The sequence below is a fragment of the Hydrogenophaga sp. GW101-3F08 genome, assembly GCF_059424585.1.
The window spans coordinates 167,224-179,817 of record NZ_JBWKZP010000008.1; the positions used below are offsets into that span (position 1 = coordinate 167,224).

The 12,594-nt window shown below is 67.9% G+C and carries 12 protein-coding genes; 3 read left to right on the plus strand and 9 right to left on the minus strand.

Going from position 1 to position 12,594, the window contains the following annotated elements:
• Nucleotides 1-48: 48 nt before the first annotated feature.
• Complete coding sequence (locus tag AC07YZ_RS19450; RefSeq protein WP_494795948.1) at nt 49-1,398, minus strand: D-amino acid dehydrogenase; 1,350 nt, start codon at nt 1,396-1,398, stop codon at nt 49-51.
• Between the two features lie 139 nt (nt 1,399-1,537).
• Between AC07YZ_RS19450 and AC07YZ_RS19455 the strand changes: the two genes are divergently transcribed.
• Nucleotides 1,538-2,458: a LysR family transcriptional regulator ArgP gene (locus tag AC07YZ_RS19455; RefSeq protein ID WP_226490785.1), complete on the plus strand. Its 921-nt coding sequence runs from the start codon at nt 1,538-1,540 to the stop codon at nt 2,456-2,458.
• A 114-nt stretch (nt 2,459-2,572) separates the two neighbouring features.
• Complete coding sequence (locus tag AC07YZ_RS19460; protein WP_494795949.1) at nt 2,573-3,211, plus strand: TetR/AcrR family transcriptional regulator; 639 nt, start codon at nt 2,573-2,575, stop codon at nt 3,209-3,211.
• 229 nt (nt 3,212-3,440) lie between these two features.
• Here AC07YZ_RS19460 and AC07YZ_RS19465 read toward each other — a convergent pair whose 3' ends face one another.
• The 3 genes from AC07YZ_RS19465 to AC07YZ_RS19475 are packed head-to-tail and all read right to left on the minus strand — an operon-like array spanning nt 3,441 to nt 5,773.
• Nucleotides 3,441-3,863: a universal stress protein gene (locus tag AC07YZ_RS19465; protein ID WP_494795950.1), complete on the minus strand. Its 423-nt coding sequence runs from the start codon at nt 3,861-3,863 to the stop codon at nt 3,441-3,443.
• 39 nt (nt 3,864-3,902) lie between these two features.
• Nucleotides 3,903-4,787 (minus strand): metallophosphoesterase, encoded by an 885-nt coding sequence (locus tag AC07YZ_RS19470; RefSeq protein ID WP_494795951.1) that lies wholly within the window; start codon nt 4,785-4,787, stop codon nt 3,903-3,905.
• Nucleotides 4,784-5,773: a LysR family transcriptional regulator gene (locus tag AC07YZ_RS19475; RefSeq protein ID WP_226494618.1), complete on the minus strand. Its 990-nt coding sequence runs from the start codon at nt 5,771-5,773 to the stop codon at nt 4,784-4,786. Before AC07YZ_RS19475 ends, AC07YZ_RS19470 begins: the two co-directional genes overlap by 4 nt.
• Nucleotides 5,774-5,878: 105 nt before the next feature.
• On the opposite strand from AC07YZ_RS19475, the gene AC07YZ_RS19480 reads away from it, so the two are divergent.
• A complete protein-coding gene (locus tag AC07YZ_RS19480) occupies nt 5,879-6,460 on the plus strand; it encodes a hypothetical protein (RefSeq protein ID WP_494795952.1) in 582 nt (193 codons plus the stop codon).
• Nucleotides 6,461-6,658: 198 nt separating this feature from the next.
• On the opposite strand, the gene AC07YZ_RS19485 is transcribed toward AC07YZ_RS19480, so the two are convergent.
• From AC07YZ_RS19485 to AC07YZ_RS19505, 5 genes are all read right to left on the minus strand, one after another.
• Entirely contained in the window at nt 6,659-8,536 is a 1,878-nt protein-coding gene (locus AC07YZ_RS19485; protein WP_494795953.1) for a phosphoenolpyruvate carboxykinase (GTP), read from the minus strand.
• Between the two features lie 385 nt (nt 8,537-8,921).
• Entirely contained in the window at nt 8,922-9,065 is a 144-nt protein-coding gene (locus AC07YZ_RS19490; protein ID WP_226490791.1) for a hypothetical protein, read from the minus strand.
• A gap of 96 nt (nt 9,066-9,161) precedes the next feature.
• On the minus strand, nt 9,162-9,590 hold the full coding sequence (locus AC07YZ_RS19495) for a PaaI family thioesterase (protein ID WP_494795954.1): 429 nt from the start codon (nt 9,588-9,590) through the stop codon (nt 9,162-9,164).
• Between the two features lie 4 nt (nt 9,591-9,594).
• On the minus strand, nt 9,595-11,055 hold the full coding sequence (locus AC07YZ_RS19500) for a mechanosensitive ion channel (RefSeq protein WP_494795955.1): 1,461 nt from the start codon (nt 11,053-11,055) through the stop codon (nt 9,595-9,597).
• Between the two features lie 268 nt (nt 11,056-11,323).
• A complete protein-coding gene (locus AC07YZ_RS19505; RefSeq protein ID WP_494795956.1) occupies nt 11,324-12,523 on the minus strand; it encodes a threonine ammonia-lyase in 1,200 nt (399 codons plus the stop codon).
• Nucleotides 12,524-12,594: the final 71 nt, after the last annotated feature.

A 12,594-nucleotide genomic window follows, 5' to 3' on the forward strand; every position in this document is an offset into this window, starting at 1 on the left:
GGGCTTTTCCTTGGGTGAGGGGCCGTCACCGGCCGGGACCGGGCTCCCTCAGGCCTGGCTGGGCAGCCCCGCGGGGGCGCTGGTGGCCTGGACCGGGGCGCTGCGCGGTGCCACGCCGTAGAAGCCGAAGTTCATCGCCGGCACTTCGCCGCTGATGAGTTCGGCCAGGGCCTTGCCCGAGCCGGCGCCGTGCGTCCAGCCCAGGGTGCCGTGGCCGGCGTTGACCCAGAGCTTGCCCACCTTGGTGCGGCCGATCAGCGGGATGTTGGTCGGGGTGGCCGGGCGCAGGCCGCACCAGAACTGCGGGTCGCCGCCTTCTTCGGGCGTGCGGGTGTCGGCCACGCCGGGGAACACCTGCTCGATGCGCTTGACCAGCATCTGCGCGCGGGTGCGCGCCAGCGGCGTGTCCAGCGAGAGGTCGAAGCCGCCGAGCTCGATGGTGCCGGCCACGCGCAGCTGGTTGCCCAGGCGCGAGATGGCGATCTTGAGCTGGTCGTCCAGCAGGCTGACCTGGGACGCCGCTTCCGGCTTGAGCAGTTTGAGCGTGGCGCTGTACCCCTTGCCGGGGTAGATCGGCACGCGCACACCCACCTGCTGCAGCAGCGCGGTGGAGTAGGAGCCGGCGGCGACCACGAAGGCGTCGGCCTTGAGCTCCCGCGTCTGGCCGGTGGCGCGGTCGCGCACGCTCACCGCGTCCACCTCGTTGCCCCGCGACTGGATGCGCAGGATGTCGTGGCCCATCAGGGACTGCATGCCCTTGTCGCGGCACAGCTGGGCGAGCTTCTGGGTGAAGAGCAGGCAGTCGCCGGACTCGTCGCTCTCGGTGTAGGTGCCGCCCACGATGCGGTCGGCAAAACCGCGCAGCGCGGGTTCGATCTTCAGCAGCTCGTCCTTGCTGACCACCTTGCGGTTCACGCCGTGGCGGCGCATCAGCTCGGCGGCGCTGCCCGCCTCGTCAAACGACTTCTGGCTGGTGTAGTAGTGGGCGATGCCCTTGGTCAGGCGGTTGTACTGCAGGCCGGTGGTGGCCACCACGTCTTTCAGCGCCGCGTGGCTGTAGCTGCCCAGCGCCACCAGCTGCGCCACGTTGCGTTCGAAGGCGGCGTCGTTGCACTGGCCCAGGAATTGCATGCCCCAGAGCCACTGCGCCGGGTCCAGCTGCGGGCGAAATTTGAGCGGGCCTTCGGGGTCGAACAGCCACTTCAGCGCCTTCAGGGGCGCTTCGCGGTTGGCCCAGGGCTCGCAATAGCTCACCGAAATCTGTGCCGCGTTGCCAAAGCTGGTTTCCAGCGCGGCATCGGCCTGGCGATCCACCAGTGTGACCGCGTGGCCCCGCTGCAGCAGATGCCACGCGGTGCTCACACCAATGATGCCTGCACCCAAGACGACGACTTGCATGATCCGCTCCAGAAAAATAATGGGACAACTGGACGCGAGTATGGGAAAAACCCCGACGCAAGTGAAGCGAAATTAACCTAAAATTTTTGTCATCAGATCTGCTAATGAAGACCGATCGCCTCCACACCCCTTTCACCGCATGAGCACTTTTGATCCCGACGCCCTGGAATGCCTGGCCGCCATCATTGAAGAAGGGGGGTTCGAGCGCGCCGCGCAGCGCTTGTCCATCACCCAGTCGGCGGTCTCGCAGCGGCTGCGCGCGCTCGAAGCGCAGGTGGGCACGGTGCTGATCGTGCGCAGCCGGCCCCTGAAGCCCACTTCGGCCGGGCAGCTCATGCTCAAGCACGCCAAGATGATGCGGCTGCTGCGCGCCGACCTGGAAAAAGACCTCAAGGAGCTCGCACCGAGCTCCACCGGCAACGGGCGCGAGGAAGAGCGCATCTCGGTCGCCATCAACGCCGACAGCATCGCCACCTGGGCGCTGCCCGCGCTGGACGCCCTGGCCCAGGGCGGCCTGCCGATCGAGATCATCACCGACGACCAGGAGTTCACCCACGAGTGGCTGCGCGAAGGCCAGGTGCTGGGCTGCGTCACTTCGCTGGGCCAGGCGCTGCGCGGCTGCAAGATGGAGCCGCTGGGCGCGATGGACTATGTGGTGGTGGCGCGGGCCGACTACGCCGCGAGCCACTGTCCCAAGGGGCTGAACGCCCACAACTTCCACAAGGTGCCGTTCGTGGCCTTCAACCGCAAGGACCACCTGCAGCACGAGTTCGTGACCCAGTCCTTCGGCCTGCCGCGCGTCATGCTCAAGCAGCTCTTCGTGCCGTCCAGCGAAGGCCAGGTGCGAGCGGTGCAGGCCGGCTGGGGCGTGAGCGTGTTGCCCGAGCTGCGGGTGCGCGAGCTCATCGCCAGCGGTGAGCTGGTCAACCTGGCCCCGCGCCACCGGCTGGGCGTGGGGCTGTACTGGCACTGCTGGAACCTGAGTTCGGACGTGCTGGACGCCCTGAGCAGCGCCCTGCGGCAGGCGGCGGCCCACAGCCTGCGGGTCGGCAAAGCCTGATTCATCGGGTATCGAAATAGACCCGTTCGGCTGCAAAGGTACTTCCTGGTCGGATAATCGACCTCACCGTCGAGTCGGGGGGCTCTGAATCCCCGCTCCATCCAGAGGACCCCCATGGCCAGCGCCGTCCCCACTCCCCGCCCCGGCACCCCGCCCAAACGCAGTTTCCGCGAGCAGATGCACATCGCGCGCGAAGACGCCATCGTCGCGGCCGTGAACCGGCTGCTGGCCGAGAAGGGGTTCGACGCCATGACGGTGGACGAAGTGGCGGTCGAGGTCGGCATCGCCAAGGCCAGCCTCTACAAACATTTCCCGAGCAAGGAAGACCTGGCCGCCGCGGCCATGGCGCGCGTGATGGAGCGGGCCCGTGCGTTTCTGGAAGGGCTCGATGCCTCGCGTGCGCCGCTGGCGCTGCTGCGCGACGCGGCGCGCTGGACCATGGAGGTGCAGCTCGCCGGCGAAATGCCGTCCCTGCCAAGCGAAAACTCCAGCCTGCGCGCGACCCTGACCACCCACAAGGGCTACGTGGACGGGCTGATGGAGGTGAGCGAACGGCTGGGCGCCTGGATCGGCGCGGCCCAGGCCGATGGCAGCCTCAACCCGGCGCTGCCACCGATCGCGGTGCTCTACACCTTGTACGCCCGCGCCTGCGACCCGGTGCTCGGCTTCCTCAAAGGGTCCGGGCTGTACAGCCACGAGCAGATCATCGAGATGGTGCTGAGCACCTGTTTCGACGGACTGCGCAGGAGGTGACCCCGATTCGACTCCCCCCGCGCCGCCTGCGGCGTCACCCCCCAGGGGGCGATGCGAGTGGCCCGGCAAAGCCGGTTCCACCGCATCCTGGGTCAGGGCACGCGCTCCGGAGAGACCCTGTGTGCGCCGAGGGGGAGCTCATCCCAGGGCACCGCGGAACCGGCTTTGCCGGGCCGCCAGTGCCGCCCCCTTTGGGGGGTGACGCCGCAGGCGGCGCGGGGGGGGGGGGTTAACGGATCAGAAGAACCGGCACCAAGCAATGGGCCAGCACCTGGGTGGTGACCGATCCCATGACGAGGTTGCCCAAAGCGCTGTGGCCGTGTGATCCCATCACCACCATGTCGAACTTGCCGGTGGTGGCGGTCTTGGCGATCAGCTCGCCCGCCGAGCCCACCTTGTGCACCACCTTGGGTTCGATGCCGTGCCGCTGCAGGAACTTGACCACCGGGGCCGTGACCTTGGTGGCTTCGTCGGCGTAGTAGCTGTTGGCGATTTCGGCCCCCACGGCGGCGCGCGCGCGCGGGGGCAGCGCCGCTTGCACGGTCAGGATGGTGAACTCGTTTTTGGCGCTGAACACCTCGTCGTGCGTGGTCAGGTAGGCCAGCATTTTTTTGGTGTAGAGGCTGCCATCCACCGCGAGCAGGACTTTCATCGGGGTCTCCTTGTCAGTTGAACTGGGTCGAGTGTAGGGTCATGGGGCCGGGCCGGCGTAGGTACTTTCCGACGGTGCCGCCTCGGACGACGCGGCCCCAGGCACCCGGATCAGGCCCGTGGGCTGGAAGCCGTCCTGCTCGTTCTTGTGCGCGTAGCCCAGCGGGTTGGCCACGATGCGGCAGCGGCCCACCTGTTGGTCCATCGCGTGGTGCAGGTGGCCGTGCAGCCAGACGTCGGCCAGCGGCAGGAGCTCGTCGAGCGCGTTGCAGAAACCCGCCGTGCCCGGGCTCAGGCCGTAGCGCGGGTCCACGCTGTGCAGCGTGGGCGCGAAGTGCGTCACCGCCACGGTGGGGCCGTCAAACGGCTGGGCCAGGGCCTCGCGCAGCCAGCGCTGGCATTCCAGCCCGAGTTCGCGCATGGCCTGGGCGTCAAACAGCCGGCCATGGCGCTGGCCGGCCATCTTGCTGAGGTAGAAGTTGGCGGCGCGAAACGCCTTCTCGCGCTGTTCCAGATCCCCGTTGCCGGAGGGTGTCACCGTCTTGCCCAGCGCGTCGTAGTCGCTCCAGAGCGTGGTGCCGACAAACCGGATGCCGTCCAGCACCAGGGTCTCGCGCTCCAGCCAGACCATGCCCAGCCGCTCGCAGCTGCGGCGCAGTTCGCGGTGCGCGTCGTCCACGTCGAGCGCGTCGTATTCGTGGTTACCGGGCAGGAACAGCACCGGCACCGGCCAGCCCGCGTACTGGGGCAGCGGGGAAAAGCGCTGCAGCCCCCAGTCGGGTTCGGCCATCATGCTGCCGTCGCGGCGCGTCTGGTACGAACCGACGTCGCCCGCGAGCACCAGCAGGTCGGCGCCGGGCGCCGGGGTGGCGACGAAGCCTGGGTTGGCTTCGAGGTGCAGGTCGCTCAGCAGCTGGATGTTCATGGGCCCATTGTCGGATAGGTGGGCGGATGATCGGCACGGAAACCCAGGATCGACGCCCGCTCCACGGTCTGCCGCAGCCAGCGGTGGGCGCTGCTGTGCGAGGCCTGGCGGTGCCAGAGCGCGTCCACGTGCACCGCCGGCACCGGCAGTGGCAGCTCGCGCAGCGCCAGTTCGTGCTCCATGCCGGTGGCGCCCACGAAATGGCGCGGCAGCACGGTGAGCAGGTCGGTGGTGGCCACGACCCGGCCCGCGGTGAAGAACTGGTTGACCGTGAGCACCACGCGCCGCTGGCGCGACAGCCCGGCCAGGGCCTCGTCCACAAAACCGAACGGCCGGCCCGAGAAGCTCACCAGCAGGTGGCGCGCCTGGCAGTAGTCGTCCAGGCTCAGCGGCCCCTGGGACAGGGGGTGGTCGCGGCGCATCACCACCACGTACTCGCCGTCGTACAGGCGCTGGTGCAGAAAGCGCGGGCTGTTCTCCTGCAGGTGCAGCGCCCCGAGTTCGGCCAGCACCCCGGGGAAATGGCCGATGGCCAGGTCGGCCGAACCGGACTCCAGCAGGTCGCGTGGGTCGCGCGTGGTCAGGGGCAGTATGCGCAGGTTTACCCCCGGGGCCTCGTTTTCCAGGATGTCGACCAGCCCGGGCACGAGCTTGGCGGCGGTGGCGTCGGCCATGGCCAGCACGAAGGCGTTGTGCGCGGTGGCCGGGTCGAAGGTGCCCGGGGCGAGCACCTCGCGCAGCTGTTGCAGGGCGTCGCGCACCGTGGGCCACAGGGCCGTGGCCAGCGGTGTGGGTTCCACGCCGTAGCCCGAGCGCCGCACCAGTTCGTCGCCCAGCGTCTCGCGCAGCCGCTTGAGCGCGTTGCTCACCGCCGGCTGCGTCATGGCCAGGTTGTGGGCGGCCCGGGTGAGGTTGCGCTCGGTCATCACCTCGTCGAAGACGCGCAGCAGGTTCAGGTCCAGGGTGCGGAAGTTTCGCTCATTCATCATGAATGTGAATGTAATACATCACAAAAATAAATTGGCGTGACATGAGGGTTTACCCTAAATTCTCCCTGTCCACAAGACACTTTCCTTTTCAAGGAGTCTTCCATGAGCAGCATTGCAACCTCTTCTTCTGTTTCCCTGGGTCGGCCCTCATCCGGTGCCGGCACCAACACGGGCACCTACCAGGCCCGCCGCCATTTCGACGGTTCGCGCGGTCTGGCCGCCCTCTTGCTCGCCGCCGCCGTGGCGGCGATGGTGGTGCTCGCCGACCGCCTGATCAGCACCTGGGCCGACGGCCACCTGTTGCTGGCCTGGGTGTTCCTGTGGGTGGTGGTCTTTGCCGGGCTGGCCCTGTTCGCCGGCGCCGCACGCAACCTGGCGCGCAGCGCCCTGCGTTCGCTCGACGGCTGGTCCCAGGCGCTGGCCGAAGCCCGCGCCGAGGCCCGCATGTGGGAAATCGCCCGCCAGGACCCGCGCGTGATGAACGATCTGCTGTGTGCCCGCATGCGTGCCGAAGAAGCCAGCACCGAGGTGGTGGCCGAACCCGCCGGTTTCAGCGAAGCCCTGGCGCCGCTGGGCATGGAGGCCGACGCCGCACCCGCCGCCCCGCAAGGCGGGGCCTGGGACCGTTTCGTGAGCCGCCTGATCGAGCAGCGCAGCCGCAACGTCCATCTGTACTACGTCTGACCCTCCAGCCGGCGAGCCGCCGGCCCGGGCACCGACCCGCAACAAAAAAGCCACCGGAACCCGGTGGCTTTTTTGTTGCCTGTGGCACGTGCGTCCGCATGAAACGGTCCAGCCCGGGCCACCCTTCGACAAGCTCAGGACGGCTGGCCGGTGTCGCCCCCTTGGGGGTAGCGCGAAGCGCTGCGGGCGGGGGCGTGATCAGGCGAGCGAAGCCAGGCGCTTCTGCAGCTCCGCCTTGGTGTCCACCAGCGCCTGGGGCAGGTGGTAGGCCAGCTGCTCGAAGTGCGCGTCGTGCAGTTTGAGCTCTTCCACCCAGGCGGCCTTGTCGATGCTGGTCACGGTCTTGAATTGTTCGGCGCTGAAGTCCAGGCCGGTCCAGTTCAGTTCGGCGTAGTTCGGGGCAATGCCGAACATGGTGTCCGTGCCCTGGGCCTGGCCTTCGAGGCGGTCGATCATCCACTTGAGCACGCGCATGTTGTCGCCGTAACCCGGCCAGACGAACTTGCCTTCGGCGTTCTTGCGGAACCAGTTCACGCAGAAGATCTTGGGCAGGGTGTGGCCCGATTCCTCCAGCTTGTGCTCCATGTCGAGCCAGTGCTGGAAGTAGTCGCTCATGTTGTAGCCGCAGAAGGGCAGCATGGCGAACGGGTCGCGGCGCACCACGCCCTGGGCGCCGAAGGCGGCGGCGGTGGTTTCGCTGCCCATGGTGGCGGCCATGTACACGCCTTCCATCCAGTTGCGGGCCTCGGTCACCAGCGGCACGGTGGTGGAGCGGCGCCCGCCGAAGATGAACGCGTCGATGGCCACGCCGTTGGCATCGTCCCACTGCGGGTCCAGGGCCGGGTTGTTGGTGGCGGCCACGGTGAAGCGCGAGTTGGGGTGCGCGGCCTTGGCGCCGGTTGCCTTGGCGATGGCCGGCGTCCAGTCCTTGCCCTGCCAGTCGATCAGGTGGTCGGGCAGCGTGCCGGTGTCTTTTTCCATGCCTTCCCACCACACGTCGCCGTCGTCGGTCAGCGCCACGTTGGTGAAGATCACGTCCTTGTCCAGCGAGCGCATGCAGTTCGGGTTGGTGTGCATGTTGGTGCCGGGGGCGACGCCGAAATAACCCGCTTCGGGGTTGATGGCGTACATCTTGCCGTCGGCGTGGGGCTTGATCCAGGCGATGTCGTCGCCGATGGTGGTGACCTTCCAGCCGGCGAAACCGGCCTCGGGCGGCACCAGCATGGAGAAGTTGGTCTTGCCGCAGGCGCTGGGGAAGGCAGCGGCCACGTGGTATTTCTTGCCCTGGGGATTGGTCACACCCAGGATGAGCATGTGTTCGGCCAGCCAGCCCTGGTCGCGGCCCATGTTGGAGGCGATGCGCAGCGCCAGGCACTTCTTGCCTAGCAAGGCGTTGCCGCCGTAGCCCGAGCCATACGACCAGATTTCGCGGGTTTCGGGGTAGTGGACGATGTATTTGACGGTGGGGTTGCAAGGCCAGCTGGTGGTGTCCTTTTGGCCTTCGGCCAGCGGCGCGCCCACGGTGTGCATGCACGGCACGAACTCGCCGTCGGTGCCGAGCACGTCGTACACGGCCTTGCCCATGCGGGTCATGAGCTTCTGGTTCACCGCCACGTAGGCGCTGTCGGTCAGTTCCACGCCGATGTGGGCGATGTGCGAGCCCAGCGGGCCCATGCTGAACGGCACCACGTACATGGTGCGGCCCTTCATGCAGCCGTCAAACAGCGGCTGCAGCGTCTGGCGCATCTCGGCCGGGGCCATCCAGTTGTTGGTCGGGCCGGCGTCTTCCTTCTTCTCGGCGCAGATGTAGGTGCGGTCTTCCACGCGGGCCACGTCCGAGGGGTCGGAGCAGGCCAGGAAGCTGTTGGGGCGCTTGGCCGGGTTGAGTTTCTTGAAGGTACCGGCGTCCACCAGTTGCTGGCACAGGCGGTTGTATTCGGCGTCGCTGCCGTCGCACCAGTGGATGGTGTCGGGCTTGCACAGGGCGGCCATGTCGGCGACCCAGGCGACCAGGCGGGCGTTCTTGACGTAGGCGGGTTGGTTGAGGTTGAGGCCCTGCATCGCGGGAGAGTTCATGGGAATGGCTCCAGAAGTTTGTCAATCGGCAGGCACAAGAGACGGCAACAGCCGCGGGCCACAGCAAAGTAGGCGGGCGGCTGTAGAGAAGGTCTCTCGTGCGAGAAGGGCGGTCGGCGCTCGGGGCTGCGTGCGGATTGCGGGTGCAGCGCGAAGGGCAAAAAGGGGGTCTGTGGACCCGGTGTTTGTTCCGCGTGTCGGCCTGTGCCCCAATTTTATGAAAGCACCCGGTCAGTTACCGGCAAGTTACATGCAAAACCCGCATAACCTGATGCATGGATTGACGTGCCGTTGCGGCACATCCGGGGCCTTTTTCTTGGCCGTGCGGCCAAGAAAAAGGCCGAAGGCCCCGGGGGGCGTTCGGCCTGATGGGCTGGCCAGGGGCTCAGGCCATGAAGACGGCAATGAAAGCCAGCAGGAAAATCAACACGGCGCCGGCCACGGGCAGCACGAGCGGCATCATGGGAACGATGGACTCGACCACATCCTGCGGCTGGTCGGTGGGGCTGGCGTGATCGGGGTGCGACATGGAATCTCCGGAAGGTTTGATCTAGATCAACGCCGATTTTATAGGCAGATGCCGGCGAGCGGCGGCGTTCGGGGCGTTTTCAGGGGGATCCGGGGACTACAGCAGGGCATAGGTGGTGCTGGCGCGGCACACGCTGCGGCCGTCGCTGGCGCCGCTGATGTCGATTTCGCCGAACACCAGGCTCTTGCCCGCGCGGACCACGCGCGCCGTGACCCGCGCGTCCTGCCCCGACAGGGGCTTGAGAAAGCTGGTGTTCTGCTGCACCGTGGTCATGGGGCGCTGGTCCCCCAGCTGGGTGACGATGGCCAGCACCATGGCGGTGTCGGCGGCCGACATCATGGCCTGCCCGCACAACATGCCGCCCACGCGGCTGAGCTGCTCGTTCTGCGGCAGGCGAAGCGTCACCTCGCCGTCGGCGAACGACTCCACCCGCAGGCCCAGCGCCTGGACCCAGGGCGCGAACCAGTCGGACAGGCGTTGCTGCAGGGCCTCGGTGGTGAGAGCGGGGGCGTGGGGTTCGGTCATGCCCTCATTCTCCCCGCCGGAATCGGGCCAGCCAGTGCTCCATCAGCTTGCCGGCGGCCTCGCGCCCGCCCAGGCCGAAGGAGAGCGCCACCGCCACCGCCACCGCGCCGAGCGTGAGGCCGAAGGCCAGGTTCACGATGTCGTCGGCGATGCCCATGGCGCGCAGCCCCATGGCGATCACCAGCGCCAGGATGGCGAAGCGGCCGACGCGGGCCAGACCCTGGGTGCCGGGGCCGCTGGCGCGGTCGATCGCGTCGTGGGCCAGATTGGCCAGCCAGAAGCCGATGACCAGCACGGCCGAGCCCAGCAGCACGTCGCCGCCGAAACGGATGAAGGTGGACACGATGTCGCTGACCTGCGCGAAGCCGAGCTGCGCGGCCGCCTCGACGGTGGCGAACAGCATGGCGAAAAACAGCGCGACACGGCCCACGGCGGTGGAGGCGCTGGTGTTCACGAAGGCGTGCGCCAGGCCGACGCGCGCGGGCAGGGTGTCAAAACCCAGCGTGGCCAGCAGGCTGGCGAGCAGCTTGCTGGCGAAGGACGCCACCAGCCAGGTGACGACCAGGATCAGGCCGGCCGCGATGATGTGCGGCACCGCGTCCATGATCAGCCCCAGCATATTGGTGGCGGGCCGGGAGATGGCCTCGATCTTGAGGGCGTCCAGCGCCGCGATCAGCGAGGGCAGGAACACCGCCACGAACACCAGCAGACCGATCACGCTTGAGAGCCGCACGGTGTCGGCCAGCCCGGCCCGGCCGCCCAGTTTGTCCACCCCGGCGGTGCGCGAGAGGTTGGTGGTGAGGTTGCGCAGCACCGTGGCCACGATCCAGCCCACGCCGCCGATGACGAAGGCGGCCACGGCGTTGGGCAGCATGTCCAGCGTCTTGGCCACCATGGCGCGCAGCGGGTCGAGCAGGCCCTCCATCTGCAGCGCGCCCAGGATGGCGGGCACGAACAGCAGGATCACCAGCCAGAACAGCGCTCCCGCCAGGCTCTCGCTCATGGGTGACATGTCGGCGTGTTCGGACAGCGCTTCGTCCAGCGAGGTCTTGTCGAGCAGCTTTTGCGTCACGGCGCGAACCACGCTCGCCGCCAGCCAGCCCACCAGGGCCAGCACCAGGCCGCCGAGCATGCGCGGCGCGTATTCGAAGAGCTGGGTGGTGAAGGCCGAGAAGGGGCCGGAGACGATCGCCAGGTTCAGCGAATTGAACACCGCCACCAGCGTGAGCAGGATCACGATCCAGAACAGACCCAGCGCGACCGCGCCCTCGATGTCCACCCCAGTGCCGGTGAGCTTGCCGAAGCGGTGGTTCACACCGACGAAGCCCAGGCTCTTGCGCACCGCCGCGCGCACCACCACCGCGATCAGCCAGCCCAGAATGAAGATGGCCAGTGCGCCCAGCAGCTGCGGGATGTGGGTCCCGAGCGTGCTCTGCAGCGAATCCCACAAGGCATTCATGTTCATGAAACTCCTCCGTTGGTTGACCCCGGTCGGGGCGCCCATGATGCAAGTGAGCCAGGCCCAGCGTCAACCTCTGGAGGGCGGCCCCACATCTCGTTACACCGTCGTTGGCGGATGTGTTGTGGATGGGCCGTGGTGTGCGGTGGATGTCGCGGCTCGCGTCCAAGATGCGAGCAAATCAGCGATGGGCATCGGTGGCGGAACGGCCGCCCCAGATGGCGCAGGGCGCCTTGCAGCGCGCCTGACGAGGGGTGTCAGCGCCTGATCAACGTCAGACCAGCGACGCTTCGAAGCCGTGCGCCTGCAGCTGCCGGATCACCTCGGCGATGTGCTCGCGCCCGCGGGTCTGCAGCACCAGTTCGACCGCCACGTTCTGCGCCGCCAGCAGGGTGAAGGCGCGCTGGTGGTGCACTTCGTCGATGTTGGCGCCGGCCTCGGCCACGATGGCGGTGATGCGCGCCAGGTTGCCCGGCACGTCGCGCGCGTTGACCTGGATGCGCGCGAGCCGGCCGGCGCGCACCATGCCGCGTTCGATGATGGAGGCCAGCAGCAGCGGGTCGATGTTGCCGCCGCTGAGCACCAGGCCCACCTTCTTGCCCGCGAACCGCTGCGGGTGTTTGATGAGCGCGGCCAGCCCGGCCGAACCCGCGCCCTCGACCAGGGTCTTTTCGATTTCGAGCAGCATCACAATCGCCTGCTCGATGTCGCCCTCGTCGACCAGCAGCAGGTCGTCCACCAGGCTCCGCACGATGGCTTGCGTGATCTGGCCGGGCGAGGCCACGGCGATACCCTCGGCGATGGTGCTCACGCCCATGGGCAGGTGCGTGCCCTTGATGGCGTTGTACATGGAGGGGAAACGTTCGGTCTGCACGCCGATGACCTCGATGCCGGGCCGGATCGCCTTGGCGGCCGTGGCCATGCCCGCGATCAAGCCGCCGCCACCGATGGCGACCACCAGGCAGTCCAGGTCGGGCTGGGCGCGCAGCATTTCCAGCGCCACCGTGCCCTGGCCGGCGATGATGGCCTCGTCGTCGTAGGGGTGCACGAACACCAGGCCCTCGTTGGCGGAGAGCTCCCGGGCGTGGGCGCGGGCTTCGTCGAGCGTGTCGCCGTGCAGCACCACCTCGGCGCCGAAGCCGCGCGTGCGCTCGACCTTCACGCCGGGCGTGAAACGCGGCATGACGATGACCGCGCGCAGGCCCAGGCGCTGCGCGTGGTAGGCCACGCCCTGGGCGTGGTTGCCCGCGCTCATGGCCACCACGCCGCGAGCGCGCTCCTCGGCGCTGAGCTGCACGAGCTTGTTGCAGGCGCCGCGTTCCTTGAACGAGGCCGTGTACTGCAGGTTCTCGAATTTCAGGAACACCTGGCAGCCGGTGAGCTGCGAAAGGGTGCGCGATTCGACGCAGGGGGTGTCCAGCACCTGCCCGGTCAGCCGTTGCGCGGCGGCTTCGATATCGTGTCGTTCCAGCATGCTGCGATTGTGGCCTGTCTGTCGCGCGAAATGGGTTTGGGGAAAGCCCGATAAATTGCACGGACGCGCTC